This window comes from Candidatus Erwinia haradaeae, assembly GCF_900699015.1.
Taxonomy (GTDB): Bacteria; Pseudomonadota; Gammaproteobacteria; order Enterobacterales; family Enterobacteriaceae; genus Erwinia_E; species Erwinia_E haradaeae_E.
Window position 1 is genome coordinate 871,829 of record NZ_LR217737.1, and the last position, 20,922, is coordinate 892,750.

The 20,922-nt window shown below is 31.4% G+C and carries 14 protein-coding genes; 10 read left to right on the forward strand and 4 right to left on the reverse strand.

What is annotated here, in order from left to right:
• Nucleotides 1–637 precede the first annotated feature (637 nt).
• The 3 genes from ERCIPICE3303_RS03360 (at nt 638) to sstT (ending at nt 5,347) form a co-directional block, all read left to right on the forward strand.
• Nucleotides 638–685, forward strand: a complete 48-nt coding sequence (locus ERCIPICE3303_RS03360) for a hypothetical protein (protein WP_416046617.1) — start codon at nt 638–640, stop codon at nt 683–685.
• A gap of 83 nt (nt 686–768) precedes the next feature.
• Nucleotides 769–978 carry a transcription antiterminator/RNA stability regulator CspE gene (cspE, locus tag ERCIPICE3303_RS02605; protein WP_157991161.1) on the forward strand — a complete coding sequence of 70 codons (210 nt, stop codon included), beginning with the start codon at nt 769–771 and terminating at the stop codon, nt 976–978.
• 3,142 nt (nt 979–4,120) lie between these two features.
• A complete protein-coding gene (gene sstT, locus ERCIPICE3303_RS02610; protein WP_157991162.1) occupies nt 4,121–5,347 on the forward strand; it encodes a serine/threonine transporter SstT in 1,227 nt (408 codons plus the stop codon).
• A 514-nt stretch (nt 5,348–5,861) separates the two neighbouring features.
• On the opposite strand, the gene ERCIPICE3303_RS02615 is transcribed toward sstT, so the two are convergent.
• Genes ERCIPICE3303_RS02615 through ERCIPICE3303_RS02625 form a run of 3 tightly spaced genes read right to left on the reverse strand, consistent with a single transcriptional unit; the run spans nt 5,862 to nt 9,899 of the window.
• Entirely contained in the window at nt 5,862–7,616 is a 1,755-nt protein-coding gene (locus ERCIPICE3303_RS02615; RefSeq protein ID WP_157991313.1) for a SmdB family multidrug efflux ABC transporter permease/ATP-binding protein, read from the reverse strand.
• On the reverse strand, nt 7,609–9,408 hold the full coding sequence (locus tag ERCIPICE3303_RS02620; protein WP_157991163.1) for a SmdA family multidrug ABC transporter permease/ATP-binding protein: 1,800 nt from the start codon (nt 9,406–9,408) through the stop codon (nt 7,609–7,611). Before ERCIPICE3303_RS02620 ends, ERCIPICE3303_RS02615 begins: the two co-directional genes overlap by 8 nt.
• A 17-nt stretch (nt 9,409–9,425) precedes the next feature.
• Complete coding sequence (locus tag ERCIPICE3303_RS02625; RefSeq protein ID WP_157991314.1) at nt 9,426–9,899, reverse strand: Lrp/AsnC family transcriptional regulator; 474 nt, start codon at nt 9,897–9,899, stop codon at nt 9,426–9,428.
• A gap of 109 nt (nt 9,900–10,008) precedes the next feature.
• On the opposite strand from ERCIPICE3303_RS02625, the gene ERCIPICE3303_RS02630 reads away from it, so the two are divergent.
• Complete coding sequence (locus ERCIPICE3303_RS02630) at nt 10,009–10,896, forward strand: DMT family transporter (protein WP_157991164.1); 888 nt, start codon at nt 10,009–10,011, stop codon at nt 10,894–10,896.
• A gap of 1,271 nt (nt 10,897–12,167) precedes the next feature.
• Here ERCIPICE3303_RS02630 and brnQ read toward each other — a convergent pair.
• A complete protein-coding gene (gene brnQ, locus ERCIPICE3303_RS02635) occupies nt 12,168–13,466 on the reverse strand; it encodes a branched-chain amino acid transport system II carrier protein (protein ID WP_157991165.1) in 1,299 nt (432 codons plus the stop codon).
• Nucleotides 13,467–14,324: 858 nt separating this feature from the next.
• Here brnQ and cyoA point away from each other — a divergent pair.
• From cyoA to ERCIPICE3303_RS02665, 6 genes are all read left to right on the forward strand, one after another.
• Complete coding sequence (cyoA, locus tag ERCIPICE3303_RS02640; protein ID WP_157991166.1) at nt 14,325–15,284, forward strand: ubiquinol oxidase subunit II; 960 nt, start codon at nt 14,325–14,327, stop codon at nt 15,282–15,284.
• 154 nt (nt 15,285–15,438) lie between these two features.
• Nucleotides 15,439–17,430, forward strand: coding sequence for a cytochrome o ubiquinol oxidase subunit I (cyoB, locus tag ERCIPICE3303_RS02645; RefSeq protein ID WP_157991315.1), 1,992 nt, complete (start codon nt 15,439–15,441; stop codon nt 17,428–17,430).
• Nucleotides 17,420–18,007 carry a cytochrome o ubiquinol oxidase subunit III gene (cyoC, locus tag ERCIPICE3303_RS02650; protein WP_157991167.1) on the forward strand — a complete coding sequence of 196 codons (588 nt, stop codon included), beginning with the start codon at nt 17,420–17,422 and terminating at the stop codon, nt 18,005–18,007. The genes cyoB and cyoC overlap by 11 nt, the downstream gene beginning before the upstream one ends.
• The gene (cyoD, locus tag ERCIPICE3303_RS02655) at nt 18,007–18,342 is read left to right on the forward strand and encodes a cytochrome o ubiquinol oxidase subunit IV (protein WP_232515414.1); all 336 of its coding nucleotides are present in this window, start codon (nt 18,007–18,009) and stop codon (nt 18,340–18,342) included. Before cyoC ends, cyoD begins: the two co-directional genes overlap by 1 nt.
• A 14-nt stretch (nt 18,343–18,356) precedes the next feature.
• Entirely contained in the window at nt 18,357–19,208 is an 852-nt protein-coding gene (gene cyoE / locus ERCIPICE3303_RS02660) for a heme o synthase (RefSeq protein ID WP_157991168.1), read from the forward strand.
• A gap of 173 nt (nt 19,209–19,381) precedes the next feature.
• Nucleotides 19,382–20,755 (forward strand): MFS transporter, encoded by a 1,374-nt coding sequence (locus ERCIPICE3303_RS02665; protein ID WP_157991169.1) that lies wholly within the window; start codon nt 19,382–19,384, stop codon nt 20,753–20,755.
• The last annotated feature ends 167 nt before the right edge of the window (nt 20,756–20,922 follow it).

The following is a 20,922-nucleotide window of genomic DNA, read 5'->3' on the forward strand; positions in this document are numbered from 1 at the left end:
GTCACTATAATAATAGTCTTATCAAGACTGACATATGCATAAGATATAAGAAACAAGTTTGTAAAAACAGAACTGATGATACATTATAAAATAAAAGTGCTTTGCTTGTAGTAATTGTAAAAAATATAAATAACTCTCTAATTTTCTAAATAATCTCAACTGTCAGTAATTATATAATTTACGTCCTCTATGATTTTATCTACATTTAAAACTTACTAAAAATTTCATAAATAAATCATATTGAATTACAATATAAAATTTAGTAAAATGATATCATCATTCGTCATATGTTTTCTGTGTGTGTTAAATGATTTATATTATTAAAAACTGATAATCATTCTGAATCTGTACATACTACGTTTTTATAAAAACATCCGAATTCATCATGATACCTAACTGAGATTCTTTTTCGTACTAAGAATTAGGTTGCTTCGTCATCATAGTATCAATATACTAGTAGACATGATATGCCATACCAATACAATTTAAAGATGTGAAGATATAGCCTGATCTTGTAAAAATGACTTGCCATTAATTATCAGATATGTGATAAACATCTTAGTAAAACGAGATACATCTCTGTTTATGAGTCGCTTCTTTAGTCAAGAAGATTTGAATTAAAGACAGTAAAGAAGATCTGAGTTCAGACGTTGACGTTGAATACCGCTTCCTTGCCAAGCCTTAATTAACACCTCATACAGTAATGTTTTTGGTTTTTCTGAACGTCAAAAGCCCACGGGCGAATAATCTCTCTAAGGAATGTGTAAAATGGCAAAGATTAAAGGTCAGGTTAAGTGGTTCAATGAGTCTAAAGGTTTTGGTTTTATCACCCCTTCTGACGGAAGCAAAGATGTTTTTGTGCACTTCTCTGCTATTCAGGGTAACGGCTTCAAAACTCTCGCCGAAGGCCAGAGTGTTGAGTTTGAAATTCAGGATGGACAGAAAGGTCCAGCTGCAGTCAATGTTAGCACAATCTAATATATGACCTTAAGTTCATCATTGATTGCATAAAGGTAAAATCAGTGTAAATCTGAATACTCTATAATAAGCTCCGTCAGAAATGACGGGGCCCTTTGTAACATATCAAAAATAGATCTATATAAAATTTTCAATATTTCTAATTAATGTCAAATAAATAGTTTTCATACAGATATATTGCAATTTAAATAATCTTCATATATTCACAATTTATACAATCAGAATATACAACTATGTTGTATATCACTCATTTGATATGTATGCATAGTTAACTATAAATAATAATATTATTTAATTATATTTTTATTCTAAATCAACCTTTTTATAAAAACTATTAAATCTGACATGCGTAATCCTCTTCTTTATATTAAAAGAAAGCCCATCTCTATCTAGTAGATTGCTATATAAATTTAATACATAATAAGAATAGAATAACATCTACCCTAAGATTAGTAGATAAAAACTTCTATAACTCACATCTATTTTACTCTCAGTTTCTTATGTCTCTTTATGTTTGAGTAATCATATTACATATAAAATATACAAGACTGGATAGCACATCTGAAATAATAAAATTGTGCCAATATATATTTAGATCAAATAGATATAAATTACTCTATCCTTTGTGGTCATTAATTTAATTGATATTCTTAATATATAAGATACTTACCATCCTCATCACTAATTCTTTATTATAAATATATATAGTCTTTCTACAGCTATTATAAATAAATAAAAATATCAAATTTCAACTGAATATGAACTATTATTCCAGTCTATTTTTAAACCTAATTCCTTTATATAACAGGAATAATACTAATTATTTTTAATGGACTTTCCGATTCAAAGATTATTGTAAAAAATTAATCAAACTTTCTGAAAAAATTAATCAAATAAAATAAAATACTCATAAGTTATATACAAAGTATATCACATATAGTAATATTATCTTCATTCAGTATGCTTGAACTTTATAATATAAACTAACTTCTACTATTAATCTAATAACTCAATAAATAGGATGATGAGAGATTGAACAATCTAGTTAATATAATTATTTAAAGAGAAATCCACACTATTCAGTCATCTATCTCAAACCACAGATTACGTATTATTCAATCATGATCTAAACATATTTATTAAATACAATTTTATGATATCTGTTATCGTCATAAACTCTTAATGATAAATAATATAAATATAATTTAGTTAAGAGGTTATAGATGTTGCTAAAAGAAGAGATTTATGCAAATCTATAGAAATAGATGAACGAAGTAGTTTTATCCAAGACATAAGAAAAAACTAATAAAAAAGACCACTATCTCATCCTAAAATAGAGAATAATTACTTGATTAATAAGTTATTAACATATCGTATATGTGAAGAAATTCAATACCCTCTATTTAAAAGCATGATATCCGAATTTAACTTGGTATAAATTTAAAATATGAGAGATATTACTAGCGGATTATCGCAAAATCCTTATATTCTCAATAGCCATTCTAATTCACTTTTTATTAATAACTAACCTAATTTAACCAACCCTATTCTAATTATAATTTTTTGTCGGTGATCTTGATTTAACGATGTTGTTATGAATTGATGAAGATTTTAGTATACCGATATAAAACTACTTTTACTCTCTATTAACCCTAGTCAATCAGTTTGCTAAACATATACAATGAAATAATGACTATTTCTATTTTCGTGATCAAAGAGATCAACTAATTTTTTAGCGATCTCTTCTTTGAAAACTTCTACTTAATTACTTTAAAAAAATTTTCATACTATCTAAGTCATAAATCATAAATTATATAATGGATATAAAGCGATTTTTATGTACCTTAAAACATAATATTAAACCGACCATAAACATAATTATCAATTATAACGACGAAGCCATTACATGATCTGTAATTCAATTTATCATCATCGCCAACTTCTTAGCCAAGAAACTGAGTAATCAATAGAATCTACTATGCAATCCCTTCACCAGTGTTTCGATAAAGAAATAATTCGTAACTTCTAAAAAGTATAGAAAACTATTCTTTTCATGACTTTCTTATTATTAAATAATAGCTTCAATACTGATACATCCCTAACTCATATATGTAACTATCTCTTTAACATGTTGTTATACAAATTTACTTGTTTAAACCATTGATGTTTTAATTAAAAATAATATCTCAATAAGAGATATTACTTAATGATTTTATAAGACAATCTAAATTTTTTATAAAAATAAATACCTGGAATATTTTGACTACAATCATCTATTATACTACTATATCAATAGTAGTAGATAAAGCAAACCAACCCAAACATTTTAATGATTAATAAATCAAAATTTCAACTAGTCATTCATATTCTCATACTAAGAATACAAATTAATTTTTCTATATAATTCATATTAATTATATACTAAGAAAATTAAAAGAAAAAATAAAAAATAAACTAGTAATCTTTAGTAACATTATTTGAAATATATAAAATCAAACCACACTCAAATTATTTCAAAAATAATACTAAGAACAACAAATAGATATTTTATAAAATGTATTACAGATCATAATAGATTCTTTTATTTAAGATTCTAACTTTTTTTCCCAATGAAATAAAAGAATTAAATAATCTATTGACTATCTCATTCTACAATACGTAGAAATCTTATAACTATAAGCAAAATCAATAAAAAATAAGAAATATGTTTTTGATACCCAAGTATGAATATTCTATATATAGATAAAATCTCTTATGATCAAAAAATCCTTTGACTATGTAAGTATCTCCACTGTATAACTATCCTATCAATTAAAGAAGACTATAAAATAGTATTGGATATTCCTTGCATACATATCATATAAAATACCCTATATAGTCTTCTTCAACTATACAAAAAAGAGCTATTTCTCATGCTAATTAAGTTAACCATCTTAATTTAAGTAAAATATCCACTAAACATAACTCAAGAGACTATTTTAGTCATTCAGAACCCTAATTACTCAATTTTCAATCAATCATTTTTACAAAAATCAGTCTATATGCTCTTTAGAATAAGCATATCCTCATACTTCCTTGCATCGACACTACATATTACAAGTTCTTAAAATGACCAAACATTACAAACAGTGATCTTAAAATTATGATAAAAAACAATAACAAGAATATAAAGAACAGTCTAGTGATACAAATTTTTTTTGGTTTAATCTTTGGTATTATATTAGCTTGGTTTTCAAAAAACTATGCAATGGCAATAGGAGTGTTTGGAGACTTATTCGTAAATATATTAAAATCTATATCTCCTTTACTCGTATTAGTGCTCACCATTACATCTGTAGCCAACTATAATGAAGGACAGAAAAATAATATTCGAAAAATTGTCATTCTCTATTTACTGAGCACGTTTAGCGCAGTCATAATTGCATTGATCTCTAGCCATCTTATTCCACAAACCTTAACGCTACCATCCACTAACACTACGATTACAACCAAACCATCGAATACATTAGAAATATTGAGAACTCTTTTGATGAGTATGGTGACCAATCCGATTGAATCATTAATGAAGGCTAATTATATTAGTATTCTTTTATGGGGTATTAGTTTGGGCTTTGCCTTCCGTCACAGTAGTAACACCACCCGTTCTTTGCTTAATGATATAGCAGCTGCAGTAACACAACTAGTTCATTTAATAATCAAATTTGCACCAATTGGCATTTGTGGACTAGTTGCTTCTAGTCTTGCCTTAACTGGATTTTCAGTGTTACAGCAGTATGCCGACTTACTCAGCCTTCTATTAGGATGCATGTTTCTCATTGCTCTACTATTCAATCCACTAATAGTATGGTATATATTACGTTGTAATCCGTATCCATTGGTATTTACCTGTCTCAGAGAAAGTGGGATGACTGCTTTTTTTACTCGCAGCTCTGCTGCTAATATCCCAGTCAATATAATTCTAGCCAAAAAGTTAAATTTAAATCCAGAAACCTATACTGTATCCATCCCAATTGGAGCTAATATCAGCATGCCTGGTGCATCCATTACTATTACAGTACTAACACTAGCCGCTATACATACCTTAGGGATTAATCTAGATTTGTCAACTACTATCCTATTTAGCTTAATAGCATCTTTGTGTGCTTGCGGCGCTTCTAGCATCGCTAGTGGATCACTACTACTAATACCAGTAATATGCCATGTCTTCGGTATTCCCAATGAAGTAGCCATGCAAGTAGTAGCAATCGGATTTATTATAAGCATATTACAAGATTCCGCTGAGACTGCGCTCAACTCATCTGCAGCTATTTTATTTACTGCTGCTGTATGTATGGCAGAAAAACGTCATAAATTAAATAAAAATATCTAATACTTACAGTAATAAATTAAGATTTAAGAGGAGTCGTAAGAAGAATACAGTAGTCTACAAAACCAAGAGATCTAATAAAAATTAGAACAAAAATTTAATACATATAAATAATACAATCGTATAATATTTTTCTTACTTTACCAGATAAAAAGAATCATCACCAACAGATGAGTTATTACAACTCTTATTTATAGAGTTTTAATATAAAAATATCAAATATCTCAACATCAAATAATCTATATCAGAGATATCTATACATCTTGCTAATATTAATAATGAAGATTATTTGACTCTTCATCTTCTTCTACATCAAGATAGAGATACATGCAATTATTCAAAAATAAACTGAAAATCTTCTTATAGAAAAAAAGATGGCATCGAATCTTATACTTATATCTATTGATTCTATCAATACAGTTATTATTGGTTTGTATTAGCTTGCCTACTTATTTTATCTCTAATCATTAAACACTTTACAAGTTAAAGAATATTAAAAATATATTCGTACAGGATATTATATCACTGAAATTTCTTCGCTAGCCAACTGTAATCGATACATCTGCCAATAACGACCCTGTTTTTTTAACAACTGCTGATGAGTACCACTCTCTACTATCTTGCCTCGATGTAATACTAAGATTGTATCCGCCTCAGTAATTGTTGAAAGACGATGCGCAATCACAATAAGTGTCGCCTCTTTACGAAGAAGACATAAAGCTTTCTGAATGGCTTGTTCAGTTCCAGAATCAATATTGGCAGTTGCTTCATCTAAGATAAGTATCTGCGGCGTAGTAACCAATACTCTTGCTATTGCTAATAACTGTTTTTGTCCAACAGAAAGAGAATTGCCCTGTTCTCCTAAATCAGTATAAATGCCTTCTGGCATTGATCGTGCAAGATTTGCTAACTGTACAGTCTCTAAAATATCCCAGACCAACTTCTCAGTCATCGGTCTGCCTAAAGTAACATTCGCTAAAAAGGTATCAGCTAGTACTACCGGATCTTGCTGTAACATTGCTACACTATCACGTAATACAGAATGACTCAAGGAAGATAATGGTCGAGAATCAAGTAAGATTTCGCCCTTATTAAAAGGATAATATCCCATTAAAAGATTTGCTAATGTGCTTTTTCCACTTCCAGTGTGTCCTACTAATCCTACAAAATGTCGAGTCGGTACCGATACATTAATATCTGTTAACACTGGACAACCAGAAGAATACCTAAAAGTCAGATCACGAATATCAATTCTTCCGGTATGTAATGGTTCTATATCCTTGCCATAATGTTGTCTAGGTGCATCCATTAACTCAAAAATTCTTTCACCTGCAACCACAGCTTGCTGTAATACCGATTGTTGTGTAGTCACTTCAATCAATGGTTCATTTAACCGTGCAAGATAGTTGATAAAAGCATATAATACGCCAACCTCAATGGTATTTATAGATGAAAAACCATAAAGCATCATCAATCCACACAATATCAATGCAGAAAAAAGACTAAGAAGCGGCCGTAACAAGAATCCTTCAATACGCAAGGTTTCCATACGAGATAGATAGTGTAAACTACTAATTTCTCCCATTCGCTTCCCAAAACGGGTTTGTTGTCTAAACTGCTGAATAACAGTCATACCATTAATTACTTCATTAAAACCATTATTAATATCAGCTAAATAACTACGAACCCGACGAACAATGGGAGTGCTACAACGCTGATATATACACATCACTATTAATACAGCGGGGAAAATTGTCATTGCTACTACTGCCATGCGCCAATTAAGACTAAACATGGCTACAAGCATCGTACCCACCAATGCAGTACTACGTAATGCTGTCGCTACCACAGTCACATATAAATCACGTACGACTTCCGTGTCATTGGTCACCCGTGAAATAATTTGCCCAACTGGTTGAGAATCAAAAACACTTAAGGGTTGACGTAACGCTGCATCCATTACATTCGTTCGTAAATCTTGTACAACTCTCACCGACACCTGATTAAACCATAACGCTTGCCAATAGTATAGCAAAGCCGCTAGTATCTGTAAGAAAAGATAACCTAAAACTATGAAGCCAGAAAAACTGCCAAAAGGAACATAATGTTTAGCCATTTGATCAATAAGAACACTAAGAAGTATGGAACCTACAACTTCTGCTCCAGCAGCAATCCATAACATTAAAATTGCTAAACAAAGAGATCTCCACCATGGAGCACCATACGCAAGCAACCTTTTTATAGTTGGCCAAAGCCTGACTACATTAGTCATCGGACGCCCCATATTTTATATCATCCCCATCCAATACATCTTCTAACTGCTGATAACGATACATCTCACGATACCAACCTTTATTAGCCAATAAATTCTGATGATCCCCCCGCTGTATTACCACCCCACTCTTCAATACTAAAATCTCATTAGCTTCAGATAACACAGAAAGACGATGAGCAGTAATAATCACTGTTCTCTTTTCTCCCCAATAACGCAAATTATGCATAATTTTGTGTTCAGTACGACTATCTACAGCAGATAACGCATCATCTAAAACTAAGATTTCAGAATTCAGAAGCAGCGCACGAGCAATGGCGATACGTTGTTTTTGCCCCCCCGAAAGCATGACACCGCGCTCACCTACTTCTGTATCATAGCCACAAGGCAAACGCAATATATCTTCATGGATATGAGCAAGTTTCGCCACATACTCAATTTCATGTTGAGTAGCCGCAGGACGCCCTAAAGCAATGTTCTTTGCGATACTATCAGAAAATAAAAAAGGAGTTTGACTTGCTACGGCAAGGCGACTACGCCAAGCATCTAGACGAATTTGAGATAAAGGAATTTCATGAAATAAAATATCCCCTTGATCAATATCAAAATGACGTTGAATTAAACTTAATAAAGTACTTTTCCCAGAACCTGTTGGACCACACAAACCTAACATATGACCAGGCGGAATCATTGCGTTAAGATTCGATAATATAGTCTTATCTGATCCTGGATAATAGAATTTACCTATAATAATTTGTAACTTACCACGCTCTTTAGGTAAGTTGTTTTGACCATCCACGACTACTGGAGCCTCCGATAACAGTGCAAAAATCCGACTCCAAGCTACACTTCCACGCTCAACAATATTCAACATCCATGCTAATGCCAACATAGGCCAAATCATCAAACCTAGATACATTACAAAACTAGTTAACTGACCTAAAGTAATTGTACCATGCCAAACCATCCAGCTTCCACCAACAATAGCTAGTAAATTTGACAATGCAACAGAAATATAAATTGTAGGATCAAAACGAGCATCAATACGAGCAGCACGCAAGTTTTCCTCTCCTGTGTCTTTAGCAATAGCAGCAAACTTACCTGACTGATGATCTTCTAAACCAAAAGCTTTAATCATTCTAATGCTACTCAGACTTTCTTGTGTTTGATCATTTAATGATGAAAAGGCCGCTTGTACATTTTTAAAACGTTGATGTAATTGATTACCATAACATTTTATAACTAACGCCATAATCGGCATCGGCATAAGTGCTAATAATGTTAATTTTAAACTAATTTGTGAACTCATCACAAATAATACTGTGACTCCCATTACTAAAGAATCTACTAAAGTAAGAAAACCCTCACCAGCTGCAAAGACTACACGGTCAACATCATTGGTAGCTCGAGCAATTAAATCACCAGTACGACGACGTAAATAAAATTCAGGATGTTGACAGCTAAGCTGCCTATAAAAACCTTCACGCAATTCTACTGCTAAATGATACGAAGCACCAAATAAAAGTATCCGCCATGAATAGTGTAAGCAATAAATAATCATAGCTGTAATAAGCATGACACTGATCCACATCAGCACCTTACCGTGACTTATACCATCACGACTGACCCCATCTACTATTTTTCCAACCACAGATGGTGGCAATAACTTTAATATAGCAATTGTAAGAAGAAGCAGCACTGCCCCAAGGTAACGGCGCCATTCACGTAAAAAATACCAACTTAATTGTCTAAACAGCCTAACTGAAAAATCCTGATGATCAGCCTGACTCATCCAAAGCCTCTCTAATTTTAAGGACAAACTGGTAAAGCAGTGGTATATTTAATCTCTTCCATCGCAAAACTCGAAGTTACATCTAACAAAGTAGGTACACTGTGTAATAAGTTTTTATAAAATCTATCATAACTTTTCATATCAGCAACTTGAACTCGTAGAAGATAATCATATTCCCCGGCCATGCGATAAAACCCCATAACCTCCGGCATAATATGTATTGTGCTAACAAATTGATCAAACCCATCATAGGTATGCTGATGAGTTTTTATAAGAACAAAAGCAGTTAGATCCAAACCAAGCTTATCACTATTTAATAATGCCACTCGACCACGAATATAACCTTCATCATCTAACCTCTTCAATCTTTTCCAGCAAGGAGTAGTAGTAAGACAAACTTCCTCTGCTAAAACCTGTAAAGATAGAGTGCAATCCTTCTGAAGAATATTTAGTAACAAGCGATCTTTTTTATCCAACGTTATTGGTAGCAATATCTTCTCCTTTTGGTAACCTTTGCATTGAGAGTTTAGCAACTTTTTCTCCAAACATATCGTTAATCTGATTAGTATATATACTAAATTTAGTAAAAATGGAGATATAATGCGAAGAAAAATTTTTCAGAACCTCTTGATCATTAGTTTATTCACCACTGTTTCTTTTACCTGGGGTACCACCTGGATGGCAATGAAAATTGCTGTCTCTTCTGTTCCACCTATCCTTGCCACCGGGCTACGCTTTCTTTGTGCTACTCCATTTCTATTATTACTATCACGTTATAAACAAGCTCCTCTTTTATTCCCCACTGGTCAAGGTCTCTTCCAATTATATGTCACTATCTTTTATTTTGCCCTCCCATTTACATTAATGATTTATGGAGAAAGATATATTGCCTCTGGTTTAGCATCAATTATTTTTTCTATAATGCCTGCTATAATTCTTGTGCTCTCTCGATTAGTACTAAATGAACGAACAACACTACAACAATTGTTTGGCTTATGGATAAGTATAAGCACATTAATAATAATTTTATGGTATGAAACTTATCATCATACAGATACCCAACTACGAGGTATATTGGCACTAATTGCAGCAGTTCTAATACATGCTGTCATGTATGTCCTATGTAAAAAACGCTGCATTGGTATCTCAGTACTAAGTTATAATACTCTTCCATGCTTAGGAGCCGGAATTATTCTTACTATAGCTGGTCTTAGTGAAATAACCGATTTGAAGATTTTTTCTCCCCAAGCGCTATTAGCTATAGCCTACCTCGGTATAGTAGCTGGTGTAGGAGGAGTTCTAGCATATTTTTTACTTCAAAAAATGATTAAACCATTTCAAGCATCTCTTGTATTTATGGTATTCCCTTTAATCGCATTAACCTTAGAAAGAATTATAAATGGTAGTAGTCTTAGCACATATTCTCTATTATTGCTAATACCGTTTCTTATAGGCATGATACTTATATTATCTGAATCGAAGAAATAGACTCCATCTAAAATAAGTATAAAAAAATTAAAATTTAATATTACAGATTCTTCTAGCTAATCTATAAAATGTTGACATAAATTTAATTTTTTATTTCACATTCTTAAAATTAACACTAACACCTATTTAAAATCTAACAAATATAATAATGAGAAAAAATATAAAAACAATATAAAAATTAAGCTATATGTTAGTATATAACTATCTAAAAACTATAAATTTTATTTAAAATTATATAATTTTCTAGTTCAAAATACCTACAATAATCAATGATTCATCTATCTATTTTAAAACGCTTCACTTTATAATACTTAGGGGCAGTATGCAGCTGGATTATCTAGTATCTTAACTGATACGCATCAAGACTACTTTTTCCATTAAAACAAACATTTAATCTAAATAAAGATAATTTGTATAGACTAGATATATAATTTTACTAATTTTATCTTAAATAAAGACTTTACTTTTCTAGATCTTAGTAGTGATAGTTTTTCTAATGATTCATCTTTGATATCATTAGATAATAAGAATATTTAATTTAGAGCAGTCTAAAATATGATTACGCTATTCAGCGCATAACTATCAAGTTATACCCTAATCTAAAACTTCATATGCAATAATCATTCTGATTTATATGTTATGATAAAATCAGTGCTAAGACATTTTCTAAAAATATAACTATATTTTAGATTTATCCCTATTCTTAAAATAATCATATTCCACTTTAATCTGTAGTTAAACATAAAATATAATCAGCTATTATTACACGATCCTATTAAATAGGATTAACGCTACAAATTTACCATTTATAGTTCCTTTATACCACTTAGATCAACTTAAATCTTTTCTCCAACAGAAGAATTAAAATTTAGATAATAATCAGAATTTAATAAATAAAAAAATAAAATAATCAAGTATCTAACTTATTCTCTCCATCTTCAGATGGACTACCTGTTCACATAATACCCATTATATTTTTATTTTTAATTATATCTTATATGTAAATATAATGAGTTATTATGCCCATTCTTATAACAAAAAATAATAATAACGATAGATGATATAAAAAATCATTCTATTTGATTTGTCTATAAAAACACTGATTCTACTTAAAAATTAACTTATTTAATCCTATTCAAAATGAAAATATATTCTAATTTATTACATAATATCATGTAATAATACAAACCATTTACTCCACATGTTAGGTGTTCTAAATTAGAACTTATAACATCAAATACTAACAAATCTATTTCATATTACTCTATAAGTCATGATGAAGAAAAACGATCATAAATACCGAACACAAACATTGTTGCAAGTGATGGTAAAAGCCATAACATTCTCTGATCAATCAAAGGAAAATCTTGAATTATAAGAGGAAGAAAAATTTTTAAACTAGAATTTTCTATTCCATCTAAAATACCAAAAATCAAACTAACAAAAACTACTGGAATAAAAACTCTTTTTCTTTTTTTCCACCAAATGTTCGTAAAGCTTAATAAAATTAATATTATACAAGGAGGGTAAATTGCGATCAATATAGGAATAGATATATGAATTAAATTACTAAGTCCAAGATTAGAAAAAAACAAAGAAAGCATACCAATAATACATACCACCTGTTGATAATTGAAAGGTAGATACCTCTGAAAAAATTCTGCACAAGAACAAGTTAACCCAACTGCAGTAACTAAACAAGAAATAAAAATCAACATAGATAAAAACAAAGTACCCATAATACCAAAAGTATGTTGAATATAAGTATAGAGAATCACCGTACCATTTATATTATGATCTAAAATATTAGCACTATCAGAACCAATTTTAAACAAAGCTAAATAAATAACAATAAGACCAAGCGCGGCAATGCATCCCGCAATTATCGTATAACGAGTTAATAATTTTTCTTCACTAATAGAACGTAAACGCACAGCATTAATAATCACGGAACTAAAAACTAGTGCACCTAAAGCATCCATGGTTAAATATCCACTTAATAAACCATGAGAGAATGCTAGATTCTTATAATCTATGGAAACAGGCATCATACTACCAGCTGGCCATAAACATGCAGAAATTGATAAAAAAATTAAAGCTAATATTTTTAATGGGGCAAGAATATAACCAATGATATCCAATAACTTAGCAGGATAAAGAGAAATAACACTAACTAAAATAAAATAGAATAGACTATAACAAAATAAGAACCACTTAGTATTTCCAAATAACGAAGCTAATCCTATTTCAAACGAAACATTAGATGTACGCGGTATAGCAAATAACGGACCAACAATAAGGTAACAAATAGCGGCTAAGATAATCCCTGCAATTTTACCAATTGGCGCACTAAGAACTTCAATACTTCCTCCAGCTCTTGCTAATGCAATAACTCCAAGCAATGGGAGACCAACAGCCATAATAAGAAACCCAAAAGCTGCATGCCAAACATATTCTCCAGACTGAATACCTAACATAGGTGGAAACATTATATTTCCAGCCCCTAAAAAGAAAGCAAGAGTCATAATACCTAGCGTTAGAATATCTTTAAAACTCAGATAATGCTGCATAAGAAAACCATACATCCTGAATAAATCAATCAATTCCATCATATAAACTAATAATGAAGATATATAAAACATAGATTGATAGCATATATTAAAATTATTTTTTATTTTATAAAAAATAAAAAATCTTTTGAAAATCTAATCTCAATAAACGACTAGATCCATCAATATCCACCTCCAATGCCTAAACTTATCACACCCCGAATAACCTAATTATACTTACCTGAATATCCTTAATTATCTAGTTAGTGATCAATACATATAAATTTAAAATAATATGTATAAGTAGTATCCAATTGAATTGCAATCAATAATATTTTATACTAATAACTATAATTAGTAATTAAGATTATTTATAATTAATTTTTAATCTCTATTTCTCTTAAATATATTGAAAACTCAAAAAATCGGATTCATATTACATATTATCAGTGTGATCTATATCGTATGCTTATAAGATAAAGTTTGCATCTCTATCCAATTTAAATTCTCAAATATAATATGTTGATCAATGCAATTAATATAAGGCGACGATACTGTAAAAACCTTCCAATAATAATTATGAGAATAAGACGTTAAATAAATATAAATAGTTCTACTGTACATGTTTAATACTATACTCGTTTCTTCAATTAATTGAACTAAAGTATATTAACCATTTGAAACAAAATACTAATCACAATAAAAGGTAGAAGTTTACAACAGCGACACCTTTACTATAATATTTCATCTAATCACAGTTATTAATAAATTATTAATACTCTGGAATATATTTCCACGTCAAAATATGATTAATACAACACATAAAAATTCATAACCATCTATAATGATTGTGAAATCCTTGTTATTTGAGGTTATTCAATGAAATGCAGTATCAATAATAAAAAAATAGCAATTTTATCATTAATATTACAACCAATACTACTTAATGGTTGTCAAAGCGTATTAATGGACCCAAAAGGACAAATCGCAATAGCACAACGCTCACTTATTCTAACAGCATTTAGTTTAATGATGATTGTTGTATTACCTGCAATTTATATGGCTATTCTATTTTCCTGGAAATATCGAGAATCCAATACGCTAGCTCCATATAACCCAAATTGGGACCATTCATATAAAGTAGAAATCATAGTATGGACTATCCCGATCCTCATAATTATCTTTCTCAGCATTCTTGCATGGAAATCAACTCATGAACTAGAACCTCGAAAAAATTTAAGACCTGATATTAAATCTATTGTAATCGAAGTGGTTTCACTCAACTGGAAGTGGTTATTTATCTATCCTGAACAAGGGATTGCTACCATAAATCAAATTGCTTTTCCAGCTAATTGTCCTGTACACTTCAAAATTACTTCTCATACCGTAATGAATTCCTTTTTTGTTCCAAGTCTAGGCAGTCAAATGTACGCTATGCCAGGGATGCAAACTCATCTAAATTTAATTGCAAACGAAGCAGGAATATTTAATGGAATCTCATCTAATTACAGTGGTAATGGCTTCTCGCACATGAAATTTAAAGCGATTGCTACTCAGAACAGACAAGATTTTGATCAATGGGTAAAGACAGTAAAAAAATCTCCTAAAACTTTAATAACCATGACTGATTTTAATCATCTTGCTCAACTAAATAACAATTATTCAGTAGTCTTTTTCTCTACCGTTAAACCAGAGTTATTTAAAAATATAATGGATCAATTTAAAATCAACAATACAACCAAAATAGAACAAAACCAACAAATAAGATCCACAGTTATAAATATAAAAAACATCACTCAAACAGGAAGCCTCAACAAATCAAATGATATTAAATACTAATTTCAGATCAAAAATAATCTATACAAAAATAAAACACTATGATATTGCTAATATCTAATGAAATCTTATAAAGATTAATCAATCCTTTAAGTTATTTTATACAATTTATATATCAGACAACTCCTTCCCCAAACAGGAACCGAGGAATCACATGATCTTAGGAAAATTAACTCTCAATTCTATCCCCTTCCATGAACCTATTATCATGGGAACTATTGCCACTATTATTCTTATAGGCATTGGTATTGTTGGAGCTATTACATATTGCAATAAATGGAAATATCTTTGGTCCGAATGGTTCACTTCTGTAGATCATAAAAAAATAGGAATTATGTATATTATCATGGCTTTCGTGATGCTACTTCGAGGTTTTGCCGATGCCATCATGATGCGTGCCCAACAAGTCCTTGCCTCTTCAGGCCAGTCTGGATTTTTACCACCACATCACTACGATCAGATTTTTACTGCTCATGGTGTAATTATGATCTTTTTTGTAGCCATGCCACTTGTAGTGGGATTAATGAACATCATTGTTCCATTACAAATTGGCACTCGCGATGTAGCTTTTCCATTCTTAAATAACTTAAGCTTCTGGTTCACTGTTATAGGTGCAATACTGATTAATCTCTCACTAGGTATCGGTGAATTTGCACAAACAGGTTGGCTAGCCTATCCTCCACTTTCTGGGCCAGAATATAGCCCTGGTGTAGGAGTCGATTACTGGATATGGAGTTTACAGCTTGCTGGTATTGGTACGACTCTGACAGGAATCAACTTCATAGTTACTATCCTAAAGATGCGTACTCATGGCATGACCCTACTTAAAATGCCAGTATTTACTTGGACTTCGTTATGCACCAATATACTTATTATTGCTTCATTTCCTGTTCTTGCAACTACTCTCAGTCTTCTTACCTTAGATCGTTATCTAGATTTTCATTTCTTTAGTAACGAAATGGGGGGGAACATGATGATGTATGTTAATTTAATCTGGATCTGGGGTCATCCAGAAGTGTACATCCTTGTTCTACCAATCTTTGGTGTATTCTCAGAAGTTGTTGCGACCTTTTCGCATAAAAGTTTATTTGGCTACACCTCTCTAATTGGAGCAACAGTAGTCATAACCATTCTGTCATTTCTTGTTTGGCTTCATCATTTTTTCACTATGGGTGCTGGAGCAAACGTGAATGCCTTCTTCGGTATAATGACAATGGTTATTGCTATTCCTACCGGTGTAAAAATCTTTAACTGGCTATTTACCATGTATCAAGGACGAATCCGATTACATTCTTCCATGTTATGGACTATCGGCTTCTTAGTAACATTTTCACTAGGTGGAATGAGCGGAGTTCTTCTCGCTATCCCAGGCGCAGACTTTGTTTTACATAACAGTTTATTTCTTATTGCCCACTTTCATAATGTGATTATAGGCGGTGTAGTATTTGGATGTTTTGCAGGAATAGCATATTGGTTCCCTAAAGCATTCGGAGTTCTTTTAAATGAAAAATGGGGTATTCGTGCATTTTGGTTTTGGATTCTTGGTTTTTTTACTGCATTTATGCCACTATACGCATTAGGATTTATGGGTATGACACGACGCCTCAGTCAAGAGATCGATCCACAATTCCATACTATGCTAGTCATTGCAGCTGGAGGAACCATATTAATTACTTGTGGAATTATCTGCCAATTCATTCAACTCTATGTCACCATCCGTGACCGAAGATTTAACCGTGATCTAACTGGTGATCCTTGGGGAGGACGCACACTAGAGTGGTCCACATCTTCACCACCACCATTCTATAATTTTGCTATTTTACCTAAAATAAATGAACGTGATGCTTTTTGGCACATGAAAAAACAAGCAACAATGCACCAAAGTACCCCACAATATACTAATATTCATATGCCAAAAAATAGTAGCACTGGAATTATAATGGCTTTCTTCAGTCTTTTATTTGGTTTTTCTATAATCTGGCATATTTGGTGGTTAGTCTGTATATCATTCCTAGCTACACTTATATCATGGATTATAAAAAGTTTTGATGAAGATCTCGATTACCATGTACCTATTCAAGATATTATAACTATTGAAAATCATCATCTTAATAAAAGAAGCAATACAGGTATGCACCATGTCAACTGAAACAGTTTCTACCAGAAATAATATAAGTAGTAACAAAATCTTTGGATTCTGGTTATACCTGATGAGTGATTGCATTGTATTCGCTACTTTATTTGCTACCTACGGAGTAATGGTAACCAATATCGCAAATGGTCCAACAGGTAAGTGTTTCTTTGATTTACCATTTGTACTACTAGAAACTAGCTTTCTTTTGCTCAGTTCTGGCACTTGTGGTCTAGCCTTAATTCGAATGAATCAGAATAAAAAACATGCAGTCATATTATGGTTCGGGCTTACTTTTATCTTCGGTTTAACTTTTATTGGAATGGAAGGATATGAACTACTACATCTCATTAATCAAGGTATAGGACCTAATCTTAGTGGTTTTTTATCTGCTTTTTTTACGCTACTTGGAGCACACGGCCTACATGTTATCGCTGGATTAATTTGGATGATTTTACTTATATTTCAAATAGCTCAACGGGGTTTAACTACAACTAATTCTATACGAATCATGTGTTTAAGCTTATTCTGGCATTTTCTAGATATAATATGGATATGTGTATTTACCATTGTCTATTTAATAGGGAAAATATAATGGTCCCATCGCCAATGCAGGTCAAAAAAAACTTTTCGAAAGCTACTATAAGGTCTTATATCACAGGCTTGTCTTACTCAATTATTCTTACAGTGGTACCATTTTTAGTAGTTTTAAATGATCAGATAACTGAAACTATGAGGCTATCTGTAGTTCTAGTATGCGCAGTATGCCAAGTCTTAGTACACTTAATCTACTTCCTCCACTTAGACCGTGAAGCGGAAGGTGGATGGAATTTAATCGCTAGTATATTTGTGGCAATAATAATCTTCATTATTATTGTTGGTTCTTTATGGATTATGTGGAATTTAAATCAAAATATGGTACATAATTAAGAATGATATTCTAGATGATTAAACACTATTTACAACTAATAAAACCAGGAATTATTATTGGTAATTTAATTTCCTTAATTGGTGGTTTTTTATTTGCTTCTAAATATAACATTGACTATTACAACTTTTTTTTTACCGTCATCGGCTCAATTCTAGTAATTGCATCTAGTTGTGTCTATAACAATTACATAGACCGAGATATTGATAAAAAAGCTCAAAGAACAAAAAATCGAATTTTACCATCTGGTCTAATTTCTTTACGAACTATTCTAATCTACGCATCCATATTAGGTGTTTCTGGTTTTTTAATATTGTATTATCAAACTAACCTTCTAACAACATCATTGGCAATGATAGGCTTTATAGTGTACGTTGGCGTCTATAGTCTATATCTGAAACGTCGTTCTATCTATGGTACATTAATAGGAAGCCTTTCAGGTTCTACTCCTCCTCTCATAGGTTATTGCTCAGTATCAGGGCAATTTGATGCTGGAGCATGGATATTGCTATTTATATTTAGTTTTTGGCAAATACCACACTCTTACGCTATTTCTATTTTATATTTAAAAGATTATCAAATAACTAATATCCCGGTATTACCAGTAAAATTAGGCATTATAGAAGCTAAAAAACATATTATATGTTGTATTATTGCATTTATTGCTTCCACTATTATGCTATTCATAGCAGGATATACTGGATATAAATATCTCATCGTAATAAGCATAGTAGGTATCTGCTGGCTAAGTATCGCGTTGGCTAGTTACAAGCCTTCTGATGACCAGATCTGGGCTCGAAAAATTTTTATTTTATCTCTTATAGTAATCAGTACTTTTAGCGTTATGATATCAATAGATATGACATAATAACCCCCTATAAACTACCCGCTTATTTTGATTAAAATTTTGTAAAAACACTTACCCTCAATCAATACATCAAATTGAAATCACTTTATTTTAGAATATTAAACGACGTTACAATAATATTTAAAAAGTTACTCTGCAATCATCAAATAAAGATTTAAATCCTGGAGGTAGTCATGAATGATAATAAAATGACCAGAATTGAACTATATGCTACCTGGGGACTCAGTACAATATTTTTCTTGCGAATGCTAGGTATGTGCATGGTTCTTCCAATTCTAACTACTTATGGAATGCAGATTCAAGACGCAAACGAAACTCTAATTGGATTAGCTATTGGAATATATGGCATCACTCAAGCAATTTTTCAAATCCCATTTGGTCTCTGTTCGGATCGATTTGGACGTAAACCATTAATTATTATAGGATTGTTTCTCTTTACTATTGGTAGTCTAGTAGCTGCAATGACCGAATCTATATGGGGTGTTATACTAGGTCGTGCATTACAAGGTTCTGGTGCAATATCATCTGTTATTATGGCTCTATTATCTGATCTTACTCGTGAACAAAATTATACTAAAGCGGTAACATTTATTGGTATGGGTTTTGGCATAACTTTTGCTATTGCTATCATCATAGGCCCTATTCTCGCTAACGCACTAAGCCTCAACGCATTATTCTCGATTACCGCTTTATTTTCTATACTCGGAATTATTATTACACTGATTGTAGTTCCATCAACATCAATACAGATACTGAATCGCGACGCAATAACTGTACGAAGCGGTATCAGGTCTATTATAACTAATAGACATTTGATTAAGTTAAATCTTAGTATCTTCTTTCTACATATACTACTAATGTCTAACTTTATGAGTTTACCTATAGAATTCTCATTAGCAGATTTTCCTACTAAAGATCACTGGAAGATTTACTTATGTACCATATTTATTTCTTTTGTCACCACAATACCTTCTATTCTCTATGCTGAAATTAAACAAAAAATGAAAGTAGTTGTTATTTCTTGTACAGCATTAATGCTGGGATCTGAAATCCTATTATGGCATTCTAGTCACACTCCCTGGAAACTATTAATAGGCTTACAAATATTTTTTATCAGTTTTAACCTGATGGAAGCAATATTACCCTCCTTGATTAATAAAGAATGCCCCATAGGTTACAAGGGAACAGCTATGGGATTATACTCTACCAGTCAATTTCTTGGTGTAGCAATTGGTGGAAGTGTAAGCGGTTGGCTTCTTGGTCATTTTAGCATCAATCACATCTTTCTATTGGGCTCTATTCTTTCTCTGGCATGGCTATTGTTGACTCTGAATATGAGAGAACCTCCTCACCTTACTAGTTTGAGATTTACGCTGACATCTTCGTCTATAAACACGATTAAGCTAGAACAATGCCTTAATTCTCATCAAGGTGTATTTGATGTATTGTTACTTCCTCAAGAAAAAAGTGTTTATGTTAAAATTGACAATAAAAAAACCTCTCGCTCTGCGATAGAAAAAATTATTTCAGAGCAAGCAATCTCTTAAAGATCAAAAATGATTAAAATCAAAATCCATGTATCTCATGGTCAAAATAATTTCTAATTACCGTCATTATGTTACTATGTAATCCATTAGCTATGTTACAAACTCTATAAGTCTTCATCAGAAAGTAGTCATACTGTATCCATAGTACTAAGATAAGATCCTTACCA